The organism is Arthrobacter sp. MYb23, from assembly GCF_002979775.1.
Taxonomy (GTDB): domain Bacteria; phylum Actinomycetota; class Actinomycetes; order Actinomycetales; family Micrococcaceae; genus Arthrobacter.
The window spans coordinates 34077-60524 of sequence record NZ_PCPR01000026.1; the positions used below are offsets into that span (position 1 = coordinate 34077).

At 61.7% G+C, this 26448-nt stretch carries 28 protein-coding genes and 1 tRNA gene; 11 read left to right on the forward strand and 18 right to left on the reverse strand.

All coding sequences use genetic code 11. The features are described 5' to 3' along the window. Nucleotides 1–138 precede the first annotated feature (138 nt). Nucleotides 139–846: a TetR/AcrR family transcriptional regulator gene (locus tag CQ020_RS20320; RefSeq protein ID WP_105693603.1), complete on the forward strand. Its 708-nt coding sequence runs from the start codon at nucleotides 139–141 to the stop codon at nucleotides 844–846. Here CQ020_RS20320 and CQ020_RS20325 read toward each other — a convergent pair. Genes CQ020_RS20325 through CQ020_RS20335 form a run of 3 tightly spaced genes read right to left on the reverse strand, consistent with a single transcriptional unit; the run spans nucleotide 843 to nucleotide 4077 of the window. Further along, entirely contained in the window at nucleotides 843–1466 is a 624-nt protein-coding gene (locus tag CQ020_RS20325; RefSeq protein ID WP_024819029.1) for a Pr6Pr family membrane protein, read from the reverse strand. The genes CQ020_RS20320 and CQ020_RS20325 overlap by 4 nt on opposite strands. Before the next feature lie 54 nt (nucleotides 1467–1520). Then, on the reverse strand, nucleotides 1521–2894 hold the full coding sequence (gene radA, locus CQ020_RS20330) for a DNA repair protein RadA (protein ID WP_024819030.1): 1374 nt from the start codon (nucleotides 2892–2894) through the stop codon (nucleotides 1521–1523). Between the two features lie 55 nt (nucleotides 2895–2949). After that, a complete protein-coding gene (locus CQ020_RS20335; protein ID WP_105693677.1) occupies nucleotides 2950–4077 on the reverse strand; it encodes an aromatic acid exporter family protein in 1128 nt (375 codons plus the stop codon). 237 nt (nucleotides 4078–4314) lie between these two features. Between CQ020_RS20335 and pstS the strand changes: the two genes are divergently transcribed. The 4 genes from pstS (at nucleotide 4315) to pstB (ending at nucleotide 8460) form a co-directional block, all read left to right on the forward strand. Further along, entirely contained in the window at nucleotides 4315–5436 is a 1122-nt protein-coding gene (gene pstS / locus CQ020_RS20340) for a phosphate ABC transporter substrate-binding protein PstS (protein ID WP_105693605.1), read from the forward strand. A gap of 136 nt (nucleotides 5437–5572) precedes the next feature. Then, nucleotides 5573–6505: a phosphate ABC transporter permease subunit PstC gene (pstC, locus tag CQ020_RS20345; protein ID WP_024819033.1), complete on the forward strand. Its 933-nt coding sequence runs from the start codon at nucleotides 5573–5575 to the stop codon at nucleotides 6503–6505. Continuing rightward, nucleotides 6506–7609 carry a phosphate ABC transporter permease PstA gene (pstA, locus tag CQ020_RS20350; protein WP_105693606.1) on the forward strand — a complete coding sequence of 368 codons (1104 nt, stop codon included), beginning with the start codon at nucleotides 6506–6508 and terminating at the stop codon, nucleotides 7607–7609. It abuts the gene before it with no gap. A gap of 71 nt (nucleotides 7610–7680) precedes the next feature. Next, nucleotides 7681–8460 carry a phosphate ABC transporter ATP-binding protein PstB gene (gene pstB / locus CQ020_RS20355; protein ID WP_011772968.1) on the forward strand — a complete coding sequence of 260 codons (780 nt, stop codon included), beginning with the start codon at nucleotides 7681–7683 and terminating at the stop codon, nucleotides 8458–8460. A gap of 173 nt (nucleotides 8461–8633) precedes the next feature. Here pstB and CQ020_RS20360 read toward each other — a convergent pair whose 3' ends face one another. After that, nucleotides 8634–9650, reverse strand: a complete 1017-nt coding sequence (locus tag CQ020_RS20360; RefSeq protein WP_105693608.1) for an inorganic phosphate transporter — start codon at nucleotides 9648–9650, stop codon at nucleotides 8634–8636. 1 nt (nucleotide 9651) lies between these two features. After that, nucleotides 9652–10269, reverse strand: coding sequence for a DUF47 domain-containing protein (locus CQ020_RS20365; protein WP_043469600.1), 618 nt, complete (start codon nucleotides 10267–10269; stop codon nucleotides 9652–9654). 194 nt (nucleotides 10270–10463) lie between these two features. Between CQ020_RS20365 and CQ020_RS20370 the strand changes: the two genes are divergently transcribed. Then, nucleotides 10464–11195, forward strand: coding sequence for a hypothetical protein (locus CQ020_RS20370; RefSeq protein WP_105693610.1), 732 nt, complete (start codon nucleotides 10464–10466; stop codon nucleotides 11193–11195). Between the two features lie 234 nt (nucleotides 11196–11429). Here CQ020_RS20370 and CQ020_RS20375 read toward each other — a convergent pair whose 3' ends face one another. Further along, nucleotides 11430–12089 (reverse strand): hypothetical protein, encoded by a 660-nt coding sequence (locus CQ020_RS20375; RefSeq protein ID WP_024819038.1) that lies wholly within the window; start codon nucleotides 12087–12089, stop codon nucleotides 11430–11432. A gap of 241 nt (nucleotides 12090–12330) precedes the next feature. Here CQ020_RS20375 and CQ020_RS20380 point away from each other — a divergent pair. Further along, a tRNA-Lys gene (locus CQ020_RS20380) sits at nucleotides 12331–12403 on the forward strand. Between the two features lie 73 nt (nucleotides 12404–12476). On the opposite strand, the gene CQ020_RS20385 is transcribed toward CQ020_RS20380, so the two are convergent. Together CQ020_RS20385 and CQ020_RS20390 are read right to left on the reverse strand one after the other, a co-directional pair. Then, on the reverse strand, nucleotides 12477–12707 hold the full coding sequence (locus CQ020_RS20385; RefSeq protein WP_146116673.1) for a hypothetical protein: 231 nt from the start codon (nucleotides 12705–12707) through the stop codon (nucleotides 12477–12479). A 241-nt stretch (nucleotides 12708–12948) separates the two neighbouring features. After that, on the reverse strand, nucleotides 12949–13554 hold the full coding sequence (locus tag CQ020_RS20390) for a class I SAM-dependent methyltransferase (protein ID WP_105693615.1): 606 nt from the start codon (nucleotides 13552–13554) through the stop codon (nucleotides 12949–12951). 204 nt (nucleotides 13555–13758) lie between these two features. Here CQ020_RS20390 and CQ020_RS20395 point away from each other — a divergent pair, with 204 nt between their 5' ends. Next, nucleotides 13759–15285, forward strand: a complete 1527-nt coding sequence (locus CQ020_RS20395) for an alpha-N-arabinofuranosidase (protein WP_105693617.1) — start codon at nucleotides 13759–13761, stop codon at nucleotides 15283–15285. A 16-nt stretch (nucleotides 15286–15301) separates the two neighbouring features. Here the strand turns inward: CQ020_RS20395 and CQ020_RS20400 are convergent, their stop codons facing one another. Continuing rightward, complete coding sequence (locus CQ020_RS20400) at nucleotides 15302–15676, reverse strand: hypothetical protein (protein ID WP_105693619.1); 375 nt, start codon at nucleotides 15674–15676, stop codon at nucleotides 15302–15304. Between the two features lie 147 nt (nucleotides 15677–15823). Between CQ020_RS20400 and CQ020_RS20405 the strand changes: the two genes are divergently transcribed. From CQ020_RS20405 to CQ020_RS20415, 3 genes are all read left to right on the forward strand, one after another. Continuing rightward, on the forward strand, nucleotides 15824–16237 hold the full coding sequence (locus CQ020_RS20405) for a RidA family protein (protein ID WP_105693621.1): 414 nt from the start codon (nucleotides 15824–15826) through the stop codon (nucleotides 16235–16237). Nucleotides 16238–16298: 61 nt separating this feature from the next. Next, on the forward strand, nucleotides 16299–17303 hold the full coding sequence (locus CQ020_RS20410; protein ID WP_105693623.1) for a LacI family DNA-binding transcriptional regulator: 1005 nt from the start codon (nucleotides 16299–16301) through the stop codon (nucleotides 17301–17303). Nucleotides 17304–17322: 19 nt separating this feature from the next. Next, complete coding sequence (locus CQ020_RS20415) at nucleotides 17323–18423, forward strand: D-TA family PLP-dependent enzyme (RefSeq protein WP_105693625.1); 1101 nt, start codon at nucleotides 17323–17325, stop codon at nucleotides 18421–18423. Nucleotides 18424–18876: 453 nt separating this feature from the next. Here CQ020_RS20415 and CQ020_RS20425 read toward each other — a convergent pair whose 3' ends face one another. From CQ020_RS20425 to CQ020_RS20465, 9 genes are read right to left on the reverse strand one after another with little or no spacing between them, the layout of a single operon-like run. Then, entirely contained in the window at nucleotides 18877–19644 is a 768-nt protein-coding gene (locus CQ020_RS20425) for a hypothetical protein (RefSeq protein ID WP_146116674.1), read from the reverse strand. After that, nucleotides 19634–21016 carry an MFS transporter gene (locus CQ020_RS20430; RefSeq protein ID WP_219844530.1) on the reverse strand — a complete coding sequence of 461 codons (1383 nt, stop codon included), beginning with the start codon at nucleotides 21014–21016 and terminating at the stop codon, nucleotides 19634–19636. Before CQ020_RS20430 ends, CQ020_RS20425 begins: the two co-directional genes overlap by 11 nt. A gap of 2 nt (nucleotides 21017–21018) precedes the next feature. Next, entirely contained in the window at nucleotides 21019–21681 is a 663-nt protein-coding gene (locus CQ020_RS20435; protein ID WP_181151973.1) for an HAD family hydrolase, read from the reverse strand. Continuing rightward, nucleotides 21665–22597 carry a pseudouridine-5'-phosphate glycosidase gene (locus CQ020_RS20440; protein ID WP_105693634.1) on the reverse strand — a complete coding sequence of 311 codons (933 nt, stop codon included), beginning with the start codon at nucleotides 22595–22597 and terminating at the stop codon, nucleotides 21665–21667. Before CQ020_RS20440 ends, CQ020_RS20435 begins: the two co-directional genes overlap by 17 nt. 9 nt (nucleotides 22598–22606) lie before the next feature. Beyond that, nucleotides 22607–23260: a transglutaminase family protein gene (locus CQ020_RS20445; RefSeq protein WP_181152032.1), complete on the reverse strand. Its 654-nt coding sequence runs from the start codon at nucleotides 23258–23260 to the stop codon at nucleotides 22607–22609. Further along, entirely contained in the window at nucleotides 23253–24377 is a 1125-nt protein-coding gene (locus CQ020_RS20450) for an acyl-CoA dehydrogenase family protein (RefSeq protein WP_181151975.1), read from the reverse strand. Before CQ020_RS20450 ends, CQ020_RS20445 begins: the two co-directional genes overlap by 8 nt. Further along, nucleotides 24343–24720, reverse strand: a complete 378-nt coding sequence (locus CQ020_RS20455) for an ectoine synthase (RefSeq protein ID WP_105693642.1) — start codon at nucleotides 24718–24720, stop codon at nucleotides 24343–24345. The genes CQ020_RS20450 and CQ020_RS20455 overlap by 35 nt, the downstream gene beginning before the upstream one ends. A 23-nt stretch (nucleotides 24721–24743) precedes the next feature. After that, nucleotides 24744–24998 (reverse strand): acyl carrier protein, encoded by a 255-nt coding sequence (locus tag CQ020_RS20460; protein ID WP_105693644.1) that lies wholly within the window; start codon nucleotides 24996–24998, stop codon nucleotides 24744–24746. Beyond that, nucleotides 24991–26424 carry a class I adenylate-forming enzyme family protein gene (locus CQ020_RS20465; protein ID WP_105693645.1) on the reverse strand — a complete coding sequence of 478 codons (1434 nt, stop codon included), beginning with the start codon at nucleotides 26422–26424 and terminating at the stop codon, nucleotides 24991–24993. The genes CQ020_RS20460 and CQ020_RS20465 overlap by 8 nt, the downstream gene beginning before the upstream one ends. Nucleotides 26425–26448 lie beyond the last annotated feature (24 nt).

Consider the following 26448-nt stretch of genomic DNA (forward strand, 5'->3'; position numbering starts at 1 on the left):
CAGCGCGGTGTCCCCGCAGCGTTTCGCCGATGTAAAGCCTTGGTTACCGCGTATTTCCGGGGTGTAAATGAAATCTCACCATCACGGGAGCGTGCCGTGAACGGCCTGTTCGCAGGTGCCGCGATGCAAGAATGAGGGGTGACTACAGTCGGACCGGGACGCCCCCGAAAGCAGCAGGCGGTGCGCCCTGGAGCCACCGCACGTGACGAAATACTGGATGCGGCAGCCGAGCTTTTCACAGGCCAAGGGTTCGCCAACACCTCTACCCGGGCCATTGCTGACGCCGTGGGAATCCGGCAATCGTCGCTGTATCACCACTTCTCCACCAAGGACGAGATCCTGGGTGAGCTCCTCGGCGGGACGGTGTCCACCAGCCTGGCCTTTGCACGTGCAGTGCATGACGACTCCGGTGAAGGCAGGCAGGAAGTGACCTCCGCGGCGCGACTGCATGCAGTGGTCCTTTTTGATGGTTCTCAACTCTGCAGTTCCCGCTGGAACCTCGGGGTGCTTTATCACCTGCCAGAGGCCAGGGCAGAAGTCTTCCAGCCGTTCATGGCAGCACGGACAGAACTCCGGACCATTTACGGAGAGCTGGGGCAGGAACTGACGGCCGTCTGCGACTCGGACGCTGGTCTCGGCGATACTGCCTTCAGACTGGTGGAGTCGCTGATCAACCTCCGCGCGGACGGACTGATCTCAGCAGACTCGGCGTCCGCCACCGCAGATACAGTGATGATCCTCGCCGGCCTCAAGCGGGAGCTTCCGGCGGTGAGGGCCGCCAGTAGCGGGCTCATCAGCCGGTTTGGAGACATCCCCGTGCGGACGCCGTCCAGGAAGAGCGCCTAGTAATCCACCTGGCGCTTCAGCTTGTTCCCCAGCCACAGCATGGCCAGGCTCACCACCAGGAAGCCGACGGAAATAGCGAGGGCAAACACCACCACGCCACCCCAACCGCCAGCCCGGGCCGGGTCAATGAACCAGTACGGGTACCAGTTGACGAAAGCGCCGCGGATGAGGCTGTAGACCAGGTAACCGACGGGGTAGAGCAGCCAATACCAGATGTGCTTGGGGCGCAGGGTGGCCCTGGGCGGTTGGAACAACCAGTCAGCCACCATCACCACGGGGATCAGGTAGTGGACAACGAAGTTGACCCACGGAAGCAGCGAACCGAGGTCCTCGCCCGCCAGCAAAGCACCAAAAACCAGGCCCACCACGGCCATGGCGATCGTGGCCGTGCCTCGGGTGACGTCATCGATCTCGCTGGGACGTTTCCGGATCAGCACCCGGTAGCCGCTGATGAGGAGCACCAACGCCGCGAAGATATTGGACAGGTTGGTGAAGTAGCTGAAGAAGTTCCACAGGTCATAGCCCAGGCCAAGATGAACCGTGAGCTGTGTTCCCACCGCCACCAAGGTTAAAAGGCCAAAGAAAAAGCGTCCCCCGATAAGCACATTCCGTTTGGTCATGAGCCAATCTTTGCCGAACCTGCAGCTGAGCGGGCCCTCGACACCCCGTAAGGGTTAAGTGATCAGCAGTTCAAGCGCCTCAGCCAAGTGGCCTACCTCGCGCACCGAGAAGCCGTCCGGGATAACACCTGCACCTGCCGGGCTTGCCGGAACAATGGCGTGCGTGAAGCCGAGACGGTGGGCTTCCTGGATACGCTGGTTGATCCCGGGAACCGGACGGACTTCGCCTGCAAGGCCCACCTCGCCGAACGCGATGAGCCGCTGGGGGAGTGCCTTGCGGGATTTAGCCGACGCCACGGCCAGCGCGACTGCCAGGTCCGTGGCCGGTTCCGTCAGCTTCACGCCGCCCACGGTCGCCACGTAGGAGTCGTCCTTGTGAAGCATGCAACCGGCACGCTGTTGAAGCACCGCGAGCAACATGGCAACCCTGGAGCTTTCCAGCCCGCTGGTGGCACGGCGGGGCTGCGAATTGGCGCTCTCGGCAAGAAGGGACTGAACCTCTGCCAGGAGCGGCCTGCGACCCTCCATGGTCACCGTGATGCAGGTGCCCGAAACGGGCTCACGGGTCCGTGAAACAAACAAACCGCTGGGATCCGCCAAGCCCTCGATACCTGCCTCATTGAGATCAAAGCATCCGACGTCGTCCGTGGCGCCGTACCGGTTTTTGACGGCCCTCAGCAACCGCAGGCGGGAGTGGCGCTCGCCTTCGAACTGGCACACAACATCCACCAGGTGTTCCAGCAGGCGGGGCCCTGCGATGGTGCCTTCCTTGGTCACGTGGCCCACCAGGAGAGTGGTCATGTTGCGCCGTTTGGCCGCGGAGATGATGGAGGCGGCTACCTCACGCACTTGGGACACCCCGCCGGCGCTGCCTTCGACGTCGGCACTGCTGAGGGTCTGCACGGAGTCCACAATCAGCAGTTTGGGCTCAAGCTTCTCCACTTGGCCCAGCGCCTGCCCGAGGTCGGTTTCGGCGGACAGATAAAGAGTATGGGCGACGGCGTCGATTCGCTCGGCGCGCAGCTTCACCTGCGCCGCTGACTCCTCGCCCGTGATGTACAGGACGTCCTGCCCCGTGCGGGCGAACTTGGCGGCGACGTCCAGCAGGAGCGTGGACTTCCCGACGCCGGGTTCGCCAGCCAGCAGGATGACGGCACCGGGGACGAGCCCTCCTCCGAGGACGCGGTCGAGTTCGTCCACGCCCGTGGGCAGGAACGCCGCAGTGCTCCCATCCACCTCAGCGATACGGCGGGCCGGCTCCAAAACCGTGGTGGCCGCCGTCGTACGCGCTACCGTGGCACCGTACTCCTCAACGGTTCCCCACGCCTGGCATTCACCGCACCGGCCCACCCACTTGATGGCAGTCCAGCCGCATTCGGCGCATTTGTAGGCGGGTGTTTTGGATGCGCGGGACGTCTTGGAAGCCATGGTTTCAAGAGTAGTGGCGGGGACCGACAGTATTAGCCGCTGCAGCGATCAGCCGCTACAGCGCCGGGAGCACCGCGCGCGCTTCCTCCGGCTCCATCCCGCTCGCCTCCAACAGATCCACCATGAGCGGCCGGAACAACATCACCACGGTTTCGCCCTCGAGCCGTTGCACGTCCAGCATCTTGGGGTGCAGGCGCGCAGCGATGTCGGAGAGCTCATTCCGGGCCCGGCGCAGATGCACGCGTCGTGTCCCTTCGCTCTGCTCCGACAATCCGACGGTCATCTCATCGATTGCTGCGGCGGTCTCTTGCAGGACCTCGGAGATGCTGTCGATCGCTTCATCGGACAACGCAGCATGGTTGATGGCGCTGGTGAGCCGCCGGGCAAACACCCGGCTGTTGCGGAGCGCAAGATCTATGTACTCCAGGGAATGCTCCAAGCCCGCCAACTCGTCGCGGTGCCTGCGATGTGCCGGTGCCAGGGTGGCAACTTCACCGGAAGCCCGCAGAGTCTGACGCATCCGGTCCACCAACGGCTGGCAGTTACGGCCACGGATCAGGGCATGCCAGGCCGTGGTGGAGTCGCTGTCAATCAAGGCCTTGGCGCACTCACGCAGCACTTCCGCGAGCTCGTAAAGGATCTTCTGCACGTCCTTCCTGGGCTCCCGCCGCGGATCCTTGGGCACCAGGATGGTCACCAGCAGCGCGAACACCCCACCAATCACGGCATCGAGGCTTCGCGTAAAAGGCCCGCCGGCCGGCGCAGGCAGCAGCACCACCAGCAGGGACTGCAACCCCAATTGTGTGGTGAAGATGGTCCCGCTATCCAGAAATCTGGCCAGCAGGATGGAGAAAAGAAGCACAATGGCGGCCTGCCAGATCCCGGCGCCCAGCCAATGAAGCAGCAGGTCACCAACAACGATTCCCAGGGTGCAGCCCAGCCCCACCTCTATCACGCGACGCAAGCGCGGATCGCGGGAGAAGCCCAGGGCAATCAAGGAAGAAGTAGCTGCGAACAGCGGCCCCTGATGGCCCAGCACGTATTCAGCGAAAGCGTAGGCGCCAACGGCGCACACGGTCATCTGAATGGCCGGCGTCAACGAATTCCGGCTGCGGACCAGGCCCGTCCGGACTCTGGCGCGCAGGAACCGCTTGCTTGCAGAAAATCCCTTTACGGCAGCCATGCCTTCCAGTCTATTTGCCCAAGCCCCGTCAACTACCGCAAGCCAGGAGCCCCTCAAGGTGGCGCGCGCCACATAACCCAATGGTCCGCCGTCGTTCATCTTCCGTTCACCTTGTACCGCAGATCCCGTTACCTGCGCTCCTTACCTTCAGTAAAGGAACACATTGGTCCACAGCTCGCGCACGCCGAAATCTCCGTTCGGCCCGCATCGAAGAATCCCTGGAAGGGGCACATCCAAGTGAAGGCAACTCACTTCGGCCGCAACGCGGCAATCGCGGTCATCGCAGCCGGCGCTCTCGCGCTCACTGCTTGCGGTTCAGACAACGCAACGGGCACCACTGGCGGCACCCAGTCGGCAGCCTCCGGCCCCAAGGTCACCGGCACCCTGACCGGCATCGGCGCTTCCTCCACCGGCGCAGCCATGGACGCTTGGAAGGCCGGCTTCTCCGCCGCTAACTCCGGTGCAACTGTTCAGTACTCCCCGGACGGTTCCGGCGCAGGCCGCAAGGCCATCATCGACGGCTCGGCACAGTTCGCCGGCTCCGACGCCTACTTGAAGGACGAAGAGCTTGAGAGCTCCAAGGCCAAGTGCGGTCCCGACGGCGCCATCAACATCCCGGTGTACATCTCCCCGATCGCTGTAGCCTTCAACGTTCCCGGCGTCACGGACCTGAAGCTCGACGCCGTGACCGTCGCCAAGATCTTCCGCGGCGAAATCGCCAACTGGAACGATCCCGCAATCGCCGCCCTCAACGAAGGCGTCAGCCTCCCGGACCTCAAGGTCACCCCCGTGAACCGCTCCGATGACTCCGGCACCACCACCAACTTCACCGACTACCTGGCATCCGCTGCACCCGAGGTCTGGACGGACAAGTCCGCAGGCATCTGGCCCGCAACCCTGGCTGGCGAGAACGCCAAGGGCACCTCCGGTGTGGTCAAGACCGTCACCGACACCCCGGGCGCCGTGACCTACGCTGATGACTCCGCCGTTTCCGGCAAGCTGGGCACCGCCTCCATCAAGGTGGGCGACGAGTTCGTCAAGATCTCCGCCGAAGCCGCTGCCAAGGCCGTTGAAGCCGGCAAGCCCGTTGATGGCCGCGCCGCCAACGATGTTGCCATCAAGCTGGACCGCAAGACCACCGCATCGGGCGCCTACCCCGTAGTACTCGTCTCGTACCACGTTGTGTGCACCACCTACGAGACCAAGGAAGTTGCTGACCTGGTCAAGGGCTTCGAAACGTACGTCGTTTCCGACGAAGGACAGAAGACCGCAGCTGACGCCGCGAAGTCCGCACCGCTCTCCAAGACGCTGCAGGACAAGGCCAAGGCCGCTATCGAAACCATCAAGGCCAAGTCCTAAGGTTTCCCGGCGGGTTTTCTGAACCCGGCTGAACACTGAAGTTCCCTGTCCCGCGCCGAGTGGCCGCAGAGCCGCTGGAGCGGGGCAGGGAACTTAGCCATGTAAGACCAGTTCACTGAGACTGAAGGATCGTGAAGTGACCACCAACTCCCTGACAACCTCCCAAGGCGCAGGACGCGCCGGGGACAAGGTTTTCTCCGGGGCCGCCATGGCCGCAGGGTGCCTGATTCTCGCGGTCCTCTTCGGAGTCGCGCTGTTCCTTGTGGTGCAGGCAATTCCTGCCCTGACGGCCCCTGCTGAGGACATCCAGGGCGGCAACGGCTTCTTCGCCTACATCGCCCCGATCGTGGTGGGAACCCTGATTGCCGCCGTGATCGCCCTTGTCATCGCCACCCCCGTGGCAATCGGCGTGGCACTGTTCATCTCGCACTACGCTCCCCGCCGGCTCGCTGCCGGCCTGGGCTACGTGGTGGACCTGCTCGCAGCCATCCCCTCCGTTGTTTACGGCGCCTGGGGTGCGGCTTTCCTGGCCAAAGAAATCTCACCCGCCTACGACTGGTTGGCCACCTACCTCGGCTGGATCCCCATCTTCGAAGGACCGGCATCGGCCACCGGCAAAACCATCCTGACTGCGGGCATCGTCCTGTCCGTCATGGTCCTGCCCATCATCACCTCCCTGTCCCGCGAAATCTTCCTGCAGACCCCCAAGCTGCACGAGGAAGCAGCGCTCGCACTGGGAGCCACCCGCTGGGAAATGATCAAAATGGCGGTTCTGCCCTTCGGCCGCCCCGGCATCATCAGCGCCATCATGCTGGGCCTCGGCCGGGCACTCGGCGAGACCATGGCCGTTGCCCTGGTGCTCTCCTCCGGTGTCCTCACTGCGAGCCTCATCCAGTCCGGCAACCAGACCATCGCCGCGGAAATTGCCCTGAACTTCCCCGAAGCCAGCGGTATCAAGGTCAACACGTTGATCGCCGCCGGCCTGGTGCTGTTCGTCATCACCTTGGGCGTGAACATGATCGCCCGCTGGATCATCACCCGGCACAAAGAATTCTCGGGAGCCAACTAAATGTCCGCCACAGTAGTCCGCAAGCGCTCAGCGCTCACCAAGGGCCAGCTGCCTAAGTTCGCGCCCTACATTGTCCTGGCCGTCGCGCTCATTGTGGGCGCGGCCATCATGGCGCTCATCGGTTTCAACGCCTTCGGCTGGGGCATCGTGTCCGCCATCCTGTTTGCTGTGGGCCTGGTTTCCTGGAGCGGTGCTGTTGAAGGCTCGCGGAAGGCCAAGGACAAGCTCGCCACATGCCTGGTGGTGGGCTCGTTCCTGATTGCACTCCTGCCGCTGATCTCAGTGATCTTCACCGTTCTGGTCAACGGCATCCCCGGCCTCATCACTCCCGGCTTCCTGGGCACCTCCATGAACGGTGTCACCGGCGCGTTCGACAACAAGGCAGTGGAGGAAGGCGCCCCGGTCCTCGGCGGCATCTACCACGCACTGCTGGGCACCCTCCAGATCACGCTCCTCGCCACGGTCATCTCCGTACCCGTGGGCCTCCTCACCTCCATCTACCTGGTGGAATACGGCAACGACCGTCCGCTGGCCCGCGCCATCACGTTCTTCGTGGATGTCATGACCGGCATCCCGTCGATCGTGGCCGGCCTCTTCGCGGCAGCGTTCTTCTTCGCCATTGTGGGCCCCGGCACCAAGACCGGTGCGGTAGCCGCCGTCGCGCTTTCAGTCCTGATGATCCCTGTTGTGGTCCGCTCCAGCGAGGAAATGCTCAAGATTGTCCCCAATGAGCTCCGCGAGGCTTCCTACGCCCTGGGCGTCCGTAAGTGGCGCACCATCACCAAGGTGGTTATCCCGACGGCGATCTCGGGCATCGCGTCCGGCGTCACCTTGGCGATCGCCCGGGTTATCGGCGAAACCGCGCCAATCCTGGTGACCGCAGGCTTCGCCACCACTATCAACAACAACGTCTTCGGCGGTTGGATGGCCTCGCTGCCCACGTTCATTTACACGCAGATCCTCAACCCGACGTCGCCGTCCAACCCTGAGCCCTCGGATCAGCGTGCTTGGGGCGCGGCGTTGGTGCTGATCATCCTGGTGATGCTCCTGAACCTCGGAGCCCGCCTCATAGCCCGTCTGTTCGCACCCAAAACGGGACGCTAGCCGGGCCGGCCGCGCGGTGATCCGCAGCGGCACCTTCAAACTTCCACACCCCCAAGGAACAAAGGAACACCATGTCCAAGCGCATCGACGTCAAAGACCTGAATGTCTACTACGGCAACTTCCTGGCCGTCGAGGACGTCAACATCAACATCCAGGCCAAGTCCGTGACGGCCTTCATCGGCCCGTCCGGCTGCGGCAAGTCCACCTTCCTCCGCACGCTGAACCGCATGCACGAGGTCCTTCCCGGCGCGCGCGTCGAGGGCGAAGTCCTCCTTGACGGCGACAACCTCTACGGCCCCGGCGTGGACCCCGTGACCGTCCGCACCCAGGTGGGTATGGTCTTCCAGCGCCCCAACCCGTTCCCCACCATGTCCATCCGCGACAACGTGCTGGCCGGCGTGAAGCTGAACAACAAGAAGATCTCCAAAGGCGCAGCCGATGCCCTGGTGGAGAAGTCCCTGGTGGGCGCCAACCTCTGGAACGAAGTCAAGGACCGCCTGGACAAGCCCGGCTCCGGCCTTTCCGGTGGCCAGCAGCAGCGCCTCTGCATTGCCCGCGCCATTGCCGTTGAGCCCCAGGTGATCCTCATGGACGAGCCTTGCTCCGCCCTGGACCCCATCTCCACGCTGGCCGTTGAGGACCTCATCAACGAGCTCAAGGACCAGTACACCGTGGTGATCGTGACCCACAACATGCAGCAGGCCGCGCGTGTGTCCGACAAGACCGCGTTCTTCAACATCGCAGGCACGGGCAAGCCCGGCAAGCTGATCGAGTTCGCTGACACCACCAGCATCTTCAACAACCCTGGCCAGAAAGCCACGGAAGACTACGTCTCCGGCCGCTTCGGATAAAGGGTTCTGCAGGTTCCGGCTTCTATGGGGGGAGTCGGCACAGAACGACGGCGGCCGTCGCCTTGGGGGTACGGCCGCCGTCGTTTTTTCTTGCCCAAGTAGGTAGCAGATCAGGCCGTTCTGAGCGCTGGGAACGACCTGAACTGCTACTCAGTTGGGTGCGTGCGGGAGGGTTAGAGGTCCGCGAGGGGCGAGAACGCCAGCTCCAGGACGAAGGCCACCGCGGCCGTGATCAACGGGGTGGCCACCCAGAACAACAGGATTCTCCGGACCAAGCGCCTGTTGACGGTGTGGAACCGCTGGTTCACGCCCGCACCCAGCACCGACGCGGTCAGCGTATGGGTAGTGGAAAGCGGGAGGTGAAAACCGATGGCACCGATGAACAGCATCACGGACGTCAAAGTTTGGGCCACGAAGCCGCGCAGCGGATCCACCCTGATGAGTTTGTGCCCCAGGGTGTGGGAGATCCGCCAGCCGCCGAACATGGTGCCGGCGGTGAGCATGATAGCAGTGAGCAGCAGGATCCAGAGCGGCACGTCGCTGCCGCCGGACAATCCGGCCGCAATCATGGCCAACACCATGACAGCGGCCGTGCGCTGACCATCCTGGAGTCCGTGGCCGAACGCCACAGCGGCAGTGGAGACGGCCTGTGCGCGGCGGAACCGTCGGTTCACCACGTTGGGTTGCGTGTAACGCGCAGCCCACGTGACAGGCCAGACCAAAAGGTACGCAGCCGCGAAGGCAATCAGCGGGGACAGCACCAGCGGCAGGACCACCTGGGTCAGCACCACGCCATCCACCCCACCCACAGCATTACCGCCCACCAGCACGCTCGCGCCCCCGGCACCAATCAGGCCGCCGACCAAAGAGTTGGTGGAGGACAGCGGGATGCCGCGCCACCACGCGTAAACGCCCCACAAGATGGATGCAGTGAGCGCCGAGGCCAACATGGTGAGGCCGCTGGTCCCACTGGGCAGAGTGATCCAGGACTGCGTGAAAGCAAGGATGAAGGTGCCGCTGAGCATGGCGCCCACAAAGTTGAAGATGGCGGCGAGCAACACGGCAATCGACGGCGTGAGGGCGCGGGTCCGGGTGGAAAGTGCGACGGCGTTGGAGACGTCGCGGAAGCCGTTGAGGAACGCGAACCCGGAGGCCAAAGCAACAACGAGGACCAGGAAGGCGATGGTCACGTCATGATTCCTTGACGATGATGCTGCCTACCTGGGTGGCGACCTTCCGCATGTCCTTGGTAACTTCCACCAGCTGGTTGGCGATGTCCCGGTGCCGTGCGTACTGCGTGGACTTCATGTCCTTGAGCATCTCGGCCACCCAAATCCGGTGAGAGCGTTCTGCACGCTTGGCGAGTCTCAGGATTTCGATCCAGTAGTCCTCCAGCTCGTCCAGATCCTCAAGCTTCCGCATCGCATCCACCGTGAGCTCGGCCTGCCGGCTGATGATCTCCAACTGGTCCGCGGCACGTTTAGGCAGACGGTCCAGTTTGTAGAGCGCCACGAGGTCTCCGGCGGCGTCGAGCTTCTCCATGGCCTCATTGAGGTGACGGGAGAGGGTGTACATGTCCTCGCGGGGGAGCGGGTTCACGAAACTGGTCCGCATGTGCGTCAGCAGAGCGAAATGCAGGTCCAGGGATTTGGACTCGTGCTCGTGGAGTTCTTCGGCGAGGCGCTGGTGCTCACTGGCTGGCGCGCCGAGTATTTCGGAGAGCGTTCCAGTCGCGGCAACAATGACGCCGGCCATCTGCGCGAGCAGTACGAGCCCGGCAGGTTCCTGGGGAAAAAGGCGCAGCTTCATGTCGCTTCCGGGCCGGGGACGGATGGGCACGGGCAGTTTGACTTGACGGCGCCCGTTTCGGTCCCAACTTTACCGGCACTGCCACGGGGTCTGCGAAGTTCGCGGAGCGTTGCGGGCAGATCTCCCCATCGCTGCGCCCCCGCAACCGTGCGACACTAGGTCAAGCACCGATTAATCCACTCAATGGGGGAACCATGCGCTTCAACAATGTCATCAAAATTTCCGGCCTCGCCGCGGCCGGCCTGCTGGCCCTGACCGCCTGTGGCGGAGCCACGGCAGGCTCGACGACGGGTGGTTCCGAACCGTCGTCGTCCTCCTCAGTCGCTGCCTCACCGTCAGCCTCGGCGTCTCCGCTGGCTTCCACCTCGTCCGAGGGTGCCGGGACCTCGTCCGGCTCCTACAAGGTGGCCGCTTGGGCATTGCCCATTTCCGAGGCAGGGGACAAGCTGGGCACCATCAAGGGCGACAGCTTCAGCGTGGACGTCTACCAGGTGGCCACCGACGTCGCGTCCAAGGACAGCATGTTCGTGGACAAGGAAACCAAGGAAAACCTGCTCAAAAAGGGCGACCCCGTGGTCTACCTGAACTACGTGGTGACCAACACCTCGTCCGCGGACATTCCCCTGAGCCACTCGCTGATCACTCCCAGCGCAAAGTACACGGACTGGAAGTACATGGGCGGAATGCCTTCGGACTCCAGTAGCGACGGTTACAAGAAGCACGGGCTGAGCAGCTCCGGCACTAAGCTGAAGGAAGAGGCCCCGTTCGTGTTGAAGCCGGGCGAGTCCTTCAACATCGCGGAGAACTTTGCCTACACTGCGGGCAAGGAAGCCGAGATCTCGGCAACAATGACTCCTGCTGCGGCTGACGGCAAGCTGGACCACGACAAGAAGGAAAAGGCCGAAACCACGGTCACATTGAAGTAGTTTCTCCTGCGTTTGCCCGGGTCCGCTTCAGTGCTGGCCCGGGCAAGCTGCGTTTGGGCATAAAAATGGTGCCGAACCGGATACGCCTCTCGGCGGTAGGCCGCTCGAAGCGGCTATATGTTGAAGCCCGGGGGTTTCGCGGTTCGACACCAGTTTTAGTTTTCACCGTCAGGCGGGCTAAGTCAACATTGACAGGCCGGGCCCGACGTGGGTACGTTTCGCCCCCTTTGTCCGCTAGTCCAGCTCGCCCAGGCGCCATGCGTTGGCCGCGTGTTCAAGGTCCTCCGCGGTCTTCACCAGTTGGTGTGAATTGCGTGTGAGCTTGCTGGCGTGGCCTTCGTTGCTGTGCTCCGCGCCGTCGGCAAGGGTGGCCTGGCCGAGCGCCACCACACGGCAGAAGGCGGCGGAACGTTCCAGCGCGACGTCGAACTCGCCGTCGAAAGCGCCGGACAGAATGGCATCAGCCATGGTCTTCATTTCGTCTGCTCCCGGCGGCTCAGCAGCACCTGCCACAACATTGGCAACCTGCGCGGTGTCACGGCCGGCCCTGAAGTAGACGGAGATCCGTTCTGGATTCTGGATGGTGGCGGCACGGAGGGCGTAGAGCCTCCAGAGCGCGCCGGGCAGGGAGCGTGCAGGACTCTCGGCCCACATCTCCGCGATGGCTTCGAGGCCCTGTTCATCAGCCAGCTTCACCAGGCGGCTGGTGACCGTGGGGTCATCGCTGTCGCGGCCGCGTCTCACCAGCGCCTGGGCCGCGAGGTGGGCTGCCTCCGAGACCCGCGCGGGGTCGGCGCCACCTGCGAACGGTTCGAAATCGATGGGCGCGAAGGGCTTGGGCTTGTGGTGCCTGTTTGCTCCGCCGTACGCACGTGATCCTGGCTGTTCGCTCATGAGTTCACCGTACTCCTGTGCTCTGGTGGGGTCGAGTAACGCTTGCCGGGCGCTGCGGTTCCTGCTGGGGGCGTTGCTTCCTGACCCTGTTTGCCGCCGCCCCGGGCGCGACACGCCGCTGCTGTCGCGCGTCGCCGTCGTGTTTCTCCTCAAAGAAGGTCACGACGGCGCACGTCACCTTCAGTTCCTCGCTGGCCTTGACCTTGGGGTACAGTATTCATGGCTGTTTCAACAGCTGGAGGGGCCTTTAGCTCAGTTGGTAGAGCATCGGACTTTTAATCCGTGGGTCGTGGGTTCGATCCCCACAGGGCCCACCCTCCAAATCCCCCGGAACCACACGGTTCCGGGGGATTTTTATGTGTGCCCGGTACTGTTGGTGGGTTCTGCTTATGAGCTGAGGACCTCGAGGAAGCCTCTGAATATCCGGGCGGGCGAGCGGTACCAGGGAAGTTGGGTGACCTTCAATGAGCCATCCTGGAACTCTGTCACGAGCACCCGATCCTTGGCGGCGAAGCGGAAGCGCTTGGAGAGTGCGCTCCTTGGGAGTTCAGCGGTATGACGGCCACCGGGGGTGGCTCGGAGCGGAGTGAGCTTGACCTTGAAGCTCTGGTCTCCCATTGTGACAATCCTGCCCCGCCAGCTTTTGCTGATCTCCATGCTTATCCGCCATCCTCCCAGCTCATGCCGTGGGAGTGTCCCCAAGGCTCATTTCAGCTTCTGCGAGCTGTCTACGGATCCTATCGGCAGATGTGAAGTCCCGGTCCTCACGAGCCGTCGCACGGTTCCCGCACTCGTTCGAATCTCCCGCCGCACAACGGCGTGTATGGCGAACAAGTGCGGGACCAGGGGGGCCTGGGCGTCAGGGGTCAGCCCGGCGGGCAACGATTGCGGCATGCGGGCGGGCTCCGGGGTCGACGCGGGAGTGCGTGTTCTCCACGCTGAAGCCGGCTTGCTGAAGCCGCGCTGTCATGTCCTCCACAGGCCAAAAGTAGGCGGGGGTGACTGCGTGCGGGAACTGCTCCATGGCCGGACCTTCGAAGAACCCTAGCAGGAGGCTCCCGCCCGGTTTGATGCAACGGGCAAGCTCATTGAGAACTGCGCCAAGGGAGGACGGGGGAGTATGAATCACCGAGTACCAGGCGAGAATCCCGGCCAGTGACTGATCCGCCGTCGGTAACCTTTCAAGTGATCCGAGGGAGAACTGAGCGTCCGGGTAGTTTCGCTTTGCTGTTTCGATGAACTCCGGCACCAGATCCACGCCCTCAACCGATGCGCCGGCGGAGTGCAGGAAATCCGTCCATTGCCCGGGTCCGCAGCCGGCATCGATGACTTTCCCGGACAAACCTTGAGCCCAGGACAGAACGAGCTGTTGATCGGCCCGATGAGTGCTGGTGATGGACCCGAATAATGAGGTGTACTCGGCTGCGCGGGCGGAGTAGGCGGCCGCGACGGTCTCGGATGACATGGGACTAGCCTATGTGGCGCCCCAACCCCATGGCGCCTCAACCCCGCCCAACGGACAAATCACCGCCGCGCGCAGGGGTGAATTGTCCGTTGGGCGGGGTTCCCCGAAAAAACTTCTTGACTCCCACCCCCGCGTCCCGTCAGCATTGCTTCTATAACGTTGTAGAAATCCTCAAGCCAAGCAAAGCAGACAAGGAACCACCCTTTGGGAACCCAAGAGAAACCCACCGCCAGAATCACCGTTGACCCCGCGTTCGTGGTCGGGCCCGTCCGGAGGAAGACCTTCGGCGCGTTCGTGGAGCACCTGGGCCGCTGCGTGTACACGGGCATCTTCGAGCCCGAACACCCAAAAGCCGACGACGACGGATTCCGCACCGACGTCCTGGAACTCACCAAGGAGCTGGGCGTCTCCACGGTCAGGTATCCGGGCGGGAACTTCGTCTCCGGCTACCGCTGGGAAGACGGAGTGGGGCCCAAGGAGAACCGACCCACCCGCCTGGACCTTGCCTGGCATTCCAGCGACCCCAACCTGGTGGGCGTGGACGAGTTTGCCAAATGGTCGGAGAAGGCCGGAGTCGAACCCATGATGGCCGTGAACCTGGGCACCAGGGGAACGCAGGAGGCCTTGGACCTGCTGGAATACTCCAACATCAAGGGTGGAACGGCCCTGTCTGAACAGCGCAAGGCCAACGGCGCCGTCGAGCCCCACAACATCAGCGTGTGGTGCCTTGGGAACGAGATGGACGGTTTTTGGCAGATCGGCCACAAAAAGGCCGGCGAGTATGCGCGGCTCGCCGCCGAAACGGCGCGGGCCATGCTCATGGTCAACCCTGATCTTGAATTGGTGGCTTGTGGAAGTTCCGGACCTACCATGCCCACTTTTGGCGAGTGGGAGCGTGTGGTCCTCAACGAGACGTACGAGCTGGTGGACCTGATTTCTGCGCACCAGTACTTTGAGGACTTCGGGGACTTGCAGGAGCACCTGTCCGCGGGGCACCGGATGGAGGTGTTCATCAAGGACCTGGTCTCCCACATTGACCATGTGAAGTCGGCTACCAAGTCCGAAAAGCAGGTCAATATCTCGTTCGATGAGTGGAACGTCTGGCACATGTCGCGCGACGAATCCAAGGCACCAACAGGGGATGACTGGCCTGTGGCGCCGGTGCTGCTCGAGGACCGTTACACGGTGGCGGATGCAGTGGTGGTGGGCGATCTCCTCATCACGCTGCTGCGGAACACGGACCGCGTCCACTCCGCGAGCCTCGCGCAGCTGGTCAACGTGATCGCGCCGATCATGACGGAACCGGGCGGCCGGGCTTGGAAGCAGACCACCTTCCACCCGTTCGCGCTCACCTCACAGCATGCCTCAGGCACGGTGCTGAACCTTGCCGCGGAGTCCCCGCTGCTGGAGACCACTACGACGCCCGGCTTCACCGCGCTCTCAGCCGTGGCAACGTTCGACGCCCAAGCCAACCAGGCCGTGGTCTTTGCCGTGAACCGCTCGGCGACGGACGCGCTGACGCTTGATGCCGCCGTCGGAAGCCTCAACGCTGGCAAAGTCATCGAGGCTGTTACTTACACGAACAAGGACTCGTACTGGCAGGCCACGGCTGACGATTCGACGTCGGTCCTGCCGTCCGAAAACGTCAGCGTAAAGCTCGACGACGGTCGGCTCACCGCCGAACTTCCGGCCGTGAGCTGGAGCATGATCCGGTTGTCGCTGGACTCCTAGGCAAGTCCCACGAGAGCTAGGCGATCTGCTGCGAGCCGTCGTGGAACATGGGGTACGCAGAAATTGGTGTGACAGTGGCTGACGGAGTCGGCTCCGGTGCCTGCGTTGCGGGCGCCGGGGTCGGCTCATCAAGAGTCACGATTTCCATCGATTCCATATCCAGCAGGCGCCGGCTGCCGGTGTGGTCCGTGAGCCAGAAAAGGTCGGTGCCCGCGACTGTTTTGACCACGGTGCCCCGGTGATAGAGGCGGCCGTTGTGCCAAGCCTCAATGTAGTCGCCCGGCTTTAGTGGGTGTGGCTCGTCCTCGCTGCCCGGCATGGTGCCGAATGCCTGCGCCAGGCTGGCCTGCGTCTTCAGTGCCTGAAATAGATCCCTGTTTGCAATGCTCATGTCTGCTCCCCTCAGCTATCGCCGTCCGTTGGCCCCAGCATTGCGCATCTATGTTGCAGGCGCGTTGCACGGGGATGAGCGCCATGTGACACATGACAGGGCAGCCACTCGTGATGGGATGTACTCACCCGAACAAAAAGGACACCCATGCCCAGTGCAGTCAGCCTCATCCGCTCCAGCCAGCTCAGTTCAGTGGCACAGTACGCGTACGCGGCAACCGCCCCTGCAGAGGCGCGGCTGATCTTCCTCGCAGGGTCCTGCCCCCTGAACGAGGACGGATCCACGGCCGGAATCGGCGACTACCAAGCTCAAGCAGAAAAGGCGATCGAGAACCTGCACCTGGCACTGGAAGCGGCCGGCGCAGAAATCACGGACGTCATTTCCACCCGCGTCCTGGTTGCCTCGAACCAGCAGGCGGACCTGGTCACGGCATGGGAAGTGGTTCACGCCGCATTCGGTGATCACGATGTCCCCAGCACCCTCATGGGAGTCACGGTACTGGGCTACGATCATCAACTGGTGGAAATCGAGGCCGTCGCCGCCGTGATGGACCCCGCCTGACCCGCAACATCTGCAACGATGTATGCCGGGCCGAAATGAAGCAAACGTTAGGAGTCCCCGCATGGCCGTGACCATGAACGACGTCGCGCGCGCCGCGGGCGTGTCCTTGAAGACGGTTTCCAACGTCATCAACAACTACGAGTTCATCCGGCCCGCCACCAAGCAACGCGTCCTTGATGCGATCGACGAACTCGGCTACGAAACCAACCTGACGGCCCGCAGTCTCCGATCCGGGAAAACCAGCATGCTCGGGTTGGTCCTGGCCGATCTCTCCGTCCCGTACTACGCCGAGCTTGCCTCGGACATCATGAAAGCGGCGTGGTCCCGCGGCTACCGGGTATTGGTGGAACAGTCCGGCAACGAGACAGAGCACGAAAAAGCAGCGCTCCAGGGTCCATTCCGCAGCCTCACCGACGGCCTCTTGTTCATTCCGCTCAGCCTCGACGCCGAGCAGATCATCGCCGCTGCCGGCAGTAAACCACTGGTACTCCTGGGCGAATTCGTGCAGGATCCCCGCCTGGACATGGTCCTCATCCAAAACCAGGAAGCCGCCGCCGCCGTTACCGCGCACTTGCTGGCTGGCGGCCGCCGTCGAATAGCCGTCCTGGGCGCGCACGACGGCGACACGACAGGCAGCAACGGACTGCGCCTTGACGGGTACAAGGCTGCGCTCACTGCCGCTGGCGTGGAGTATGACCCTGCGTTGGTGGTTCCGTGCAATTGGCGGCGCGACGCCGGCGCTGACGCCACCTCGAGGTTGCTGGACAGCGGCGTGGAATTCGACGCTGTTTTCGGGCTCAATGATGTCCTCGCGTTGGGGGCGATGCACGAACTCCTGCTCCGTGGCCGGAAAGTGCCGGAGGAGATCGCCGTTGCCGGATTCGACGACATTGATGAGTCGCGGTTCGCGTCGCCGTCGTTGACTACTGTGGCGCCGGGCCGGGCGGAAATTGCGGAGCGCGCCGTCGAACTCCTCATCCAGCGGATTGAAAGCAAGGACGCGGTGCACACTGTTCAGCAGCCCGAGGCAGCGTTCGAACTGCGGGTCAGGCAGTCAGCCCCGTAGGAACGTTAGTGTTTGAGGAATGAATGCGATCCCAGCTGCCGTCATCACCCCTGCCGTCATGATCGACGTCGATGTCCTTGACCGGAACATTGAACGCATGGCGGCGAGCATGCGCGGGCGTGGGCTGGGGCTCCGTCCCCACGTGAAGACGCACAAGACGCTGGAAATCGCGCGCAAACAGCTCGCGGCGGGAGCCGTTGGCATCACTGTGGCCACGATAGGCGAGGCGGAGGTCTTCGCCGCGGACGGCGTGAAGGACATCTTCATCGCGTACCCGCTCTGGGTTGAGGCGCCGCACGCGCAACGTCTTCGCGCCTTGGCGGCACAGTGCCGGCTCGCGGTCGGCGTGGATTCGGTGGAAAGTGCGACGGCGATGGGTAGCCAGCTCGGCGCGGACGCCGGAAGCATTGAGGTACTGATCGAAGTGGACAGCGGACACCACCGCAGTGGCGTCTTGCCGGACGAGGTAGTGGATGTTGCCAAGGCAGCCTCCGCAGCGGGTTTGGCCGTGTCCGGCGTGTTCACCTTCCCGGGCCACAGCTACAAGCCCGGCATGCCCACGGGGGCGGCGGGCAACGAGAATGATTCGTTGGCTCTTGCCGCAGCGGCGCTGACTTCAGTTGGCTTTGACGTGAAGACCATCAGTGGGGGATCCACCCCCACGGCCCTGATCTCCGGTGAATCCGCAGCAACCGAACTGCGCCCCGGGGTCTATGTGTTCGGCGACGCCCAGCAGTTGGAACTGGAACGGTGCGGCTGGGAGGACATCGCGCTAACGGTCGCCGCCACGGTAGTCAGCAGGCATGAAGCCCGCGGCGGGAACGTTCGCCGGGTAGTTGTGGACGCCGGCAGCAAGATCCTGGGCAGCGACCGACCGGACTGGGCCAGCGGATACGGACGGCTCCCCGAATATCCCGAGGCCACAGTGACCGCGCTGTCCGAACACCACGCCACGGTTGTTTGGCCGGAATCCTCGGAGCTCCCGCCCTTGGGCACACGGCTACGGGTGATCCCCAACCATGTGTGCCTGACCATGAACTTGGTGGATCAGGTGACTGTGGTGAGTGGCGGGGACGCGGTGGAACAGTGGGCCGTGGCAGCCCGGGGTCGAAACAACTAAACCGGGCCGGCGCAGACTGGCCGGTGGCGAGGTGCTGCCTACTTCTCACGGGCCGGTCCGTGGAAGTGCGGGAGTTTCCAATCAACGCAGGATTCGTTGCGTTCTACATAGCCCAAGGCGAGGCTGCGCCTGAGTAGGTGATGTGGAGGATTTCGAGAGATTGGGTGGCCTCCAGTACCAGGGACTTCTCCCTGTTCGTCGGAGCGATGACAACCCCTGGGGCCAAGGCGTAGCGGACCTCGCCGTGTGGAAGAGAGGCCCATCCTTTCCCGTTAAGGCAATAAAAAGATGCCCCGGGCGATAGTGAAATCTCGGAAGTCGTATTTTTCGGGACGTGTACTTCGGCCATGGTGTAGCCGGTTCTGTGGTGACTTGCGATCACCATCCCGGTATCGGAGGCGGCCCGATCTGCCGTTGTTGAGTGCAGCACGATTTTATCCCTTTCGTTCTTCTTCACTGGGCTTGGTGGAGGAGCTCATGAAGGAGAGATTTGTTGGCACTGAACATGGGCAGCGGGGGGTGGGTTTGGCTTCTGCTGAGAAGGTCCAAACTCGGGAACCCGCTGCCAGGAATGAGTATGGAATCAGCGCCCAGCAGGTCCCGGGAGCGCAGATCATCGACCACCTGCCGAGGTTGGATTTCCCATTTCGCTCCCAGGTCGAACCGATCTTGGCGCGGGTAGGCTTCCCACGCTGGCCCCAATTCGTGCTGATGGAAGCCGGGAGAAGCTACGCCGAAGAGCTTCAGATAGGACGTCAGGGCGTCGATGGTGGGACTTGTGAACCATGGCGGCACAACGATGTATGGGTTCTGGGCGCCGGCGCGTTTCATGTCAGAGATGATTGCTTGCGCTGCTGTGGCAATGTTCCAGTCTCCGTTGATCCGCAGGGCAGCTTCCATGAAGGCTTTGTCGAAGGTTTCCGGGTCGAAGATGCTGCTGCTGGTGAAGCAGAGACCGACAGCGTCAACGCCGATTCGATTGAGTGTTTCCAATGCGGCGACGAGGTGCGCTCCGGGTTGCTGCGCGGGGACCCGATCGCCCAGAAACTCTTCTCCGGTTCTCCGAGGAAGCCGGAACCTGCTGACATGTATCGAGACCCCTGGCGGCGCCAATCGGTTGATCTCCATTTCGGGAACCGGATCGTTGTCGACAACAATGATCCCCACCCGGTACCTGACGTGCTGGTCTATGGGAGTTTCTGTGGCTCTGTTAGGTGGCATTTGAACGAGCCTTGACGGTGATTGCCAGGACGACGCCTATCAGGGCGAAGGCTGCGTTTATGCCGAATGCCAGCGGATATCCCAGCTCGGGTCCTGTCAGGGCTATGACGAGTACCAGCAGGGCAAGGCTTATGCCGCCGGCTACATATTGAGACGTTGTGATCAGAGAGCCGGCGGCGCCTTGGCTTTCCTGCGGTGCGTCAGAGGTACCGAGGACGAACATGGCGGTGTAGATGAGCCCGTGACCGAAGCCGCTCAGGAGGAACCCTGGCAGTAGTCCTAACCAAAAGTTGTCGATACCGAGGGAGATTGCCAGCAGAAGGAGTCCCCCGGCTGAGATTGCGAAACCCAGGCCAAGGACGCGCTGGACACTGTTTCTGACGATCAGCTTGCCGGCAACGACATTGCCGACGGTGACCATCGCTGCAAGGGGCAGGAAAGCAATTCCGGCGGCGAGGGCGGAGTAGCCTCGTTGTTCCTGAAGATAGAGGGTTACCAGGAAAAACTCGGTGCCGACACTGGCCATATAAAGACCCGCAGCGATTGTGCCAGCTCTCAATGCACGTAATTTACGCAATGGCCTCTCTATGAGCGGTGAGCCGGAACGACGTTCATTGACCAGGAATGCCACGACGGCGAGGATGGCCAGCGCGGCCACTGACCAGAAGAACTCCGGTGATGTTTCGGGGTCTGCCAGGAGAGTAAGCGTCAGCACTACAAGGAGTATCGCCGACGTTCCGGCAATGCTTGACACCACCGGAATGGTGGTCGGTTCTGTCTGTGGTGTTCTGCTGCGGAAGGTTTTAAGGGCACCTATCACGCAGATGATAACGAGCGGGATATTGATCAGAAAAGTCCATCGCCAGGACAGCGTAGTCAGCAGGCCGCCCAAAACGACGCCCGCGGCCAAGCCTGATGCCCCCACTGCACCCCATATGGCGTAGGCGTTGCTGCGCAGCTTGCCGTCTGGAAAGGACTGGCTGAGCAGGGCTAGAACGGAAGGGAGTAACGCTGATGCTGCAATGCCCTGCAGGGCCCTGGCGAGAAGTAGAAGTGTGGCGTTATCGGCGATGCCACCCAAAAGGCTGGCGAGCCCAAAGAGCAGGACTGATCCGATGAAGACACTCTTGCCACCGATTTTATCGACGATTCGTCCGCCCAGGAGAAGGAGCCCGGCGAAGAGAAGTGCGTAGGAGCTCACCACCCACTGGAGTGACGCCTCGTTCATTGCCAGCTCGGTTCCGATGCTGGGTAGTGCGACATAAACGATGGAATAGTCCAGCGCGATGATGAACTGCGCAATGGATATCACGATGAGTGTCAGGGTTTGTACGCCCGTTCGCTTTTCGACAGGCGTGCTGGTGGTAGTCAAAGTCAGACTTCCTTAGTGGTGAGTGGCTGGGAGAGAAGGGAATCGGGAACTTTGGTGGAGTCTTCCCACATAAGAGAAGCTCCGGCAGCGAACAAATCGTGAGGCGTGTCGACACCCCAGGTCACTCCAATGGCGCCCATTCCTGCGGAAACTGCCATCTGCATGTCGTGGACGGAGTCTCCTACAACGCTGCATGAACCAGGGGAGACTCCGAGGTGGCTTGCGGCCAGCAGTGCCATGTCAGGAGCTGGTTTGGGGTTGGCGACGCTGTCGGCCCCAAGCACGACGACGAAGTACTCGCGGAGCCCCGCTGCTGTGAGTATTTCCTCGGCGCTATGGAGGACTTTGCTGGTGGCGACCCCAAGGCGATGATCCGCTGCCAGAGCTTCGAGTGATCGCCTCATTCCTGGAAGAACCAGGGAGGATGCCACACTGACGACGTGTTCGGAGAACAGGGACCGGAAAATAGTGAGGGACTGTTCCGACGTGGAGGCAGGCCAGCCGAAGGAAATAAACATCTCTTGGAGAGGTTTGCCGATCATGGCGCGAATGGCCGCATCTGATGGCGCAGCAAGGCCAAGTTGTTCTGCCGTCAATTTCACTACATGGACAATCCCCAGGGGCGTATCAAGCAGGGTTCCGTCAAGATCAAAGATGACTGCCACTGAGAACCCCAACCTGCAATTTGTTGGCGATTTCCGCCGCGGCTACTGCTGTTGAGACGAGAACAGCCCTGTTGGCGATCACGCTGGCTCCGTCGGTTGCCGTTGAGATGGCGGACAACACTACTGGGGTCAGGGCCTGACCTTTGACGCCCTGTTCCCGCGCTTGGGCCAATGCTGCTTCGACCGCATCATTGAGTATTTCCGGCGCGATGGCTGCTTCATCGGCAATGGGTTTGGTGACTAGAACACCTCCAGGAAGGTTCAATGTCAGATGGAGGTGGATGAACCTGGCCACTTCATCAACGCTGTCCAATGTCCAAGGGACTTCCTGCCCGGAGGAGACTCCGTAGTAGTTCGGGAACATCCTGGTTCCCAGTCCGACCACTGGGATGCCTTTGGTTTCCAGATATTCGAGGGTCAAGGCGGGGTCAAGGAGTGATTTGGCTCCGGCGCAGACCACGGCGATCGGTTGGCGTGCCAGTTCTTCAAGATCGGTGGAGATGTCCAGGGACGTTTCCGCACCGCGGTGGACGCCTCCGATTCCTGCGACGCTGAAGACCTTTATGCCGGCGCTGGCCGCGACGATAAGGCTGGATGAGACAGTCGTGCCGGTAGTCAGGTTCGTTGAGAGGGCGGCGGCAATGTCGCGTGTGCCCACTTTGCGGGGGGAGTTTTCATGAGCGAGACGCTCGAGTTCGCCAGGCGTGAGACCGAGTTTGATCCGGCCATCAATGAGAGCAACGCGTGCGGGTGTCGCGCCGGAGGCGTGGATGGCGTCATCGACTTCCTGTGCGGAGGCAAAATTGCTTGGATACTTTCCTCCCGAAACTACTGACGTTTCCATCGCGACGACTGGTCTGTCTTCGGAAAGGGCGGATCGCACTTCGTCCGAGATATCTGTGTAGTCATTGAGCATTGTGAATTCCTAGGTTTCTGCGGAGCCGGATACTGCGGCAGCGGTGGGCACAAGTCCTGTTTCGTTGACCATGAGAGGGTGATGGGTCTTCACCAGGGCCGCTAAGGACTCGTAGGACGGTGAGTCCGGGAGGCGGGTTTGCATCAGGAACGACATCTCTCCTCCGTGGTTCGAGTTCTGGTGGATGGAATCAGCGTCGACGTCGAATTCCAGGGGTGTGATCCCGTACAGCCTGCATAAGAGCTGTCCGAAGACGGGTGTCACTTTCACCCACTTGCCGTTGATCTGAATTTCCGTATACCAATGGAGAAACGTCTGCCCGCCCACTAACGCTTCGAGCTCCGGTGTGGAGAGATGGTTCTGGACGGTTGCTGCCAAGAGCCTTGCTGGGATGCCTTGCCTACGGCAGACGGTCACATACAAGATTGATTTGTGAAGGCAGAAGCCCCTTCGGGAGGCAACGATTGAGGAGGCCCGCAGGCCAGGCTGGGAGATGTCCGTGCCGAAGACCTCGTAGCTGATCCCATCGCGCACGGCGTAGTACAGGTCACGCGCTTGGTTCTCCGGTGCGTTGCTGCCCGAAACGAGGGCCTTGGTGGTGAAATGGCTCACCGAAGGATGGGAATAGTTGTAAAGCTGGGTTTCGACCAACAGATCATCCATCAGTGAGCAACCCCAACATTGCGGCGATCCGTGTCTTCTGGATGCGGTTGGTTCCTGAGTAGATTGGGCCGGCGAGGGCATCCAGTACATCCTGCACACTCGTGCTGTCGGCCTGTACCCCTTTGGCCCCTCGGAGGTGGGTGGCCTCGATGGCGGTTTGGAGATTAGCGTCGCTAATGAGGATCTTGGCGGCGGCCACCTCCTTGGTGATGTCCTGATTGTTTTCAATCTTGCTGAGGATTTCGTTGATCATGGCCGTGCCCGCGAAGTGACGCACGTACATATCAGCGATGGCAAACGAAACGGACTGGAACTCGGCCAGCAGGGAGTTGAACTGCCGGCGGCTATTGGCGAATGCGACAGAGTCTTCGATCCTCTTTTGTGCACGTCCAAGATCGGCCGAGAAAGCGTAGATGATCTCGCGTTTCATGACGAAGTCGAGAACCTGCAGACCTGCGCCCTCGGCGCCCAGCCGCCAGCTTTGAGGGATTGTCACGTCTGAGAGCTCTAGCTCCCCGATGGGGGAGTGGGGCAGACTGGCCGTTATGTGGTTCGCTGTGACGGCGACACCTGGGCATGTGGTGTCAATGACGTAGGCGGAGATACCTTCATCGTTGCCGCCTCGATAGGTGCGGGCGTAAACAACAACGTGTGAGGCTATTGGGGCGTTGGTGATGAATACTTTTCGCCCGTTTACCCGGACTTTTCCGCTTGCTTCGTCAACCGTTGCGGTTGCCTGCATGGAGGAAACATCAGACCCTGCACCGGTTTCGGTGATCGCGTGTGCGCCCACGAAATGTCCTGAGAGGAGATCAGGAACCAGTGCGGATTTAAGTTCGGGGGAGCCGAACCGGAGTATCGAAGTGATGGTCGAGGCCAAATGAGTGGCAACGGCGAAAAGTAGACCTGGATCCTCTCCGGCGTACCCCAGTTCCCGCATTCGTGCAGCGGTGTCGCGAATCCGGTGCGATGAACTGAGGGCTGAATCAGCGAGGATGCGGAATGCGCCCGAATCGGAAATCCTCTTCCAGCCCTCGTAATCGAAGGGATACGGTGCAGACCCTGAGGATCCTGCGCCCGGCTCAGTAGCTGGAATACTCGTCGTCAGAGAGCTCATGGCGCTCGTGTCCTTCCAGTGCAGGTGAGAAAACGCTGATGAGGTGCATGTCTGAGTCCTCATCCGCGCACAGGGTATGGGCGTCGTTGTTGTCCAGGCCGTAGAGGACGCCTGGCGTGATGATCAGTTCGGTGTCTCCATCTGCGCTGAGGACCCGGCCCTTGCCTGAGATGCAGTAGCAGGCTTCCAGATGGCTGTCGTACTTGAGTTTTGAGACCGTTCCTGCGCGAACGATCGTGTGGGCAACACCGAAGCCAAGGTTCTCGTCCTTATTGACGAGGCGGAAGCTGGTCCCGTTTCCCCAATCAACTGCGGGAACTTGGTCACGATTCTTCAAAAACATGCTCTCTCCTGCGTTTTGCCTGGCTAGTTAGTGGTGTTTTCGTCGATGAAGTCAGCGATGCTCCGGATACTGATGAGCTCTTTGGGGTTGATCTCCAGGTCATTGACCGGCAGCCCGAACTGTTCGCCTGTCCACGCGATAATCCGCAGGAGCGAAAGGCTGGTGACAATTCCAAGGGCGACCAAGTTGAGATCCGGGTCGAGTTCCTCGGCCGAAACATCAGTTGCGACGTTGTGGGCGATGTACGTGCGAACGGTGGCGAGGGTGGTTTCAGGCATTGATGGCCGCGCTTTCGTAGTGGTGTCGTTCTGAAGCGTTTCGATCGATCTTGTGCGTCGAGGTCCTAGGAAACGGATGTGACACAAGACTGATGGAAGCTGGAATGGCGTACGGGGGCAGGTGTCGTGAGCAGTGCATTCGGAGTCTTAGGGCCGTGCACTGCTCTTCGTCTCGGAGTCTGACAAGAGCCTCAATACGCGAATTGGTGTCATGTCCGGTTCTTGAAATAACGACAGCTTCTTCAACGGAACTGTGAGACGAGATCACTGCCTCTACTTGGTCCAAATTGATGCGGTTGCCCCTGACCTTGACGATTCGGGAGTTCCGGGACTCGATGGAGTAGACGCCGCTTTGATCGCGAGTGACGATATCGCCGGTCGGGAACAACTCATCCCCGATACCCGGCGATCCAACATAACCGTGCATCATGAATGGGGTCCTTACGTGGAGTTCTCCCCTGGCCGGTCCGGCAAGGGTCCGGCCGTCCTGGTCACGAATGCTGGCCTGTACACCTGGAAGGGGAAGCCCGATTGGAAGACCCGGGAGTTGCAGGAGCTGCGAAACGTCAGTGGTGAACATGAAGCTGTTATTGGTTTCGGTGGAGCCATAGACATTGTGAAATGTTGCATTGGGGAAGGTCATTGCCAGGAACGTCCTGGTTTTGGCGTCGGCTGCTGAGCCGGTCACAATGACGTCCCGCATCGTTTTCAGAACCAGGTCAGGCTCGTCCTCTCCAGTAGCGAGGTTTTGAAAGACAAAGGGGACTGCTTGGAAGAAGTCAGCCGCCGATTTTCGAAGGTGGGCCCTGAGAGCCGAGGGGTTTAGCGCCTGCTCGTCGGAGATCAGTTCAACCGTGCCTCCCGCGTAGAGTGTCGCCCAGATCTCCATGAGAGAGAGGTCAAAATTCAGAGGTGCGAATCCGATCACTGTTCTTCTCGAGAGGCCAAAAGTGTCTTCCGCCCAGCAGACAAAGTCATTGATGGATTCCGCAGAGAGAGGCACGAGTTTGGGAACTCCTGTGCTTCCTGATGTTGGCAGGACCAGGGCTGTTTTGCCGTCAGCCGAGCTGGGGCGTCGTGAAGGCAAGCATCGGGAGGGCGGGCTTCCGGGCCGGAGTATCCACTGGCCGCCTGAACGGTCCTGGATGTCGGCAACAAGTTCCGGCGCGCTGTCGCGTGGGAATGGGACTGGTACGCACCCCAAGTTCCATAAAGCGCCGGTATCAACGATCGAGCCCAGGCCGCGGACGGCTTCCAGAGCGACCACATCGCCTGGACGAAGCCCCTCCTGTTCCAAGGTGCGGGTCCGGCGGAGCAGCATGGCCGCGAGTTGCCGGTAGGAGTGGTCATTTTCGCGCCAGCGGACCGCAGTGGCTTCGGCTCGGTTCTCTGAGTGGTGCCGGATGGCGGCGATGAAAGGTTGCATGTTCCTCCTTCGAAAAGTCGGTAT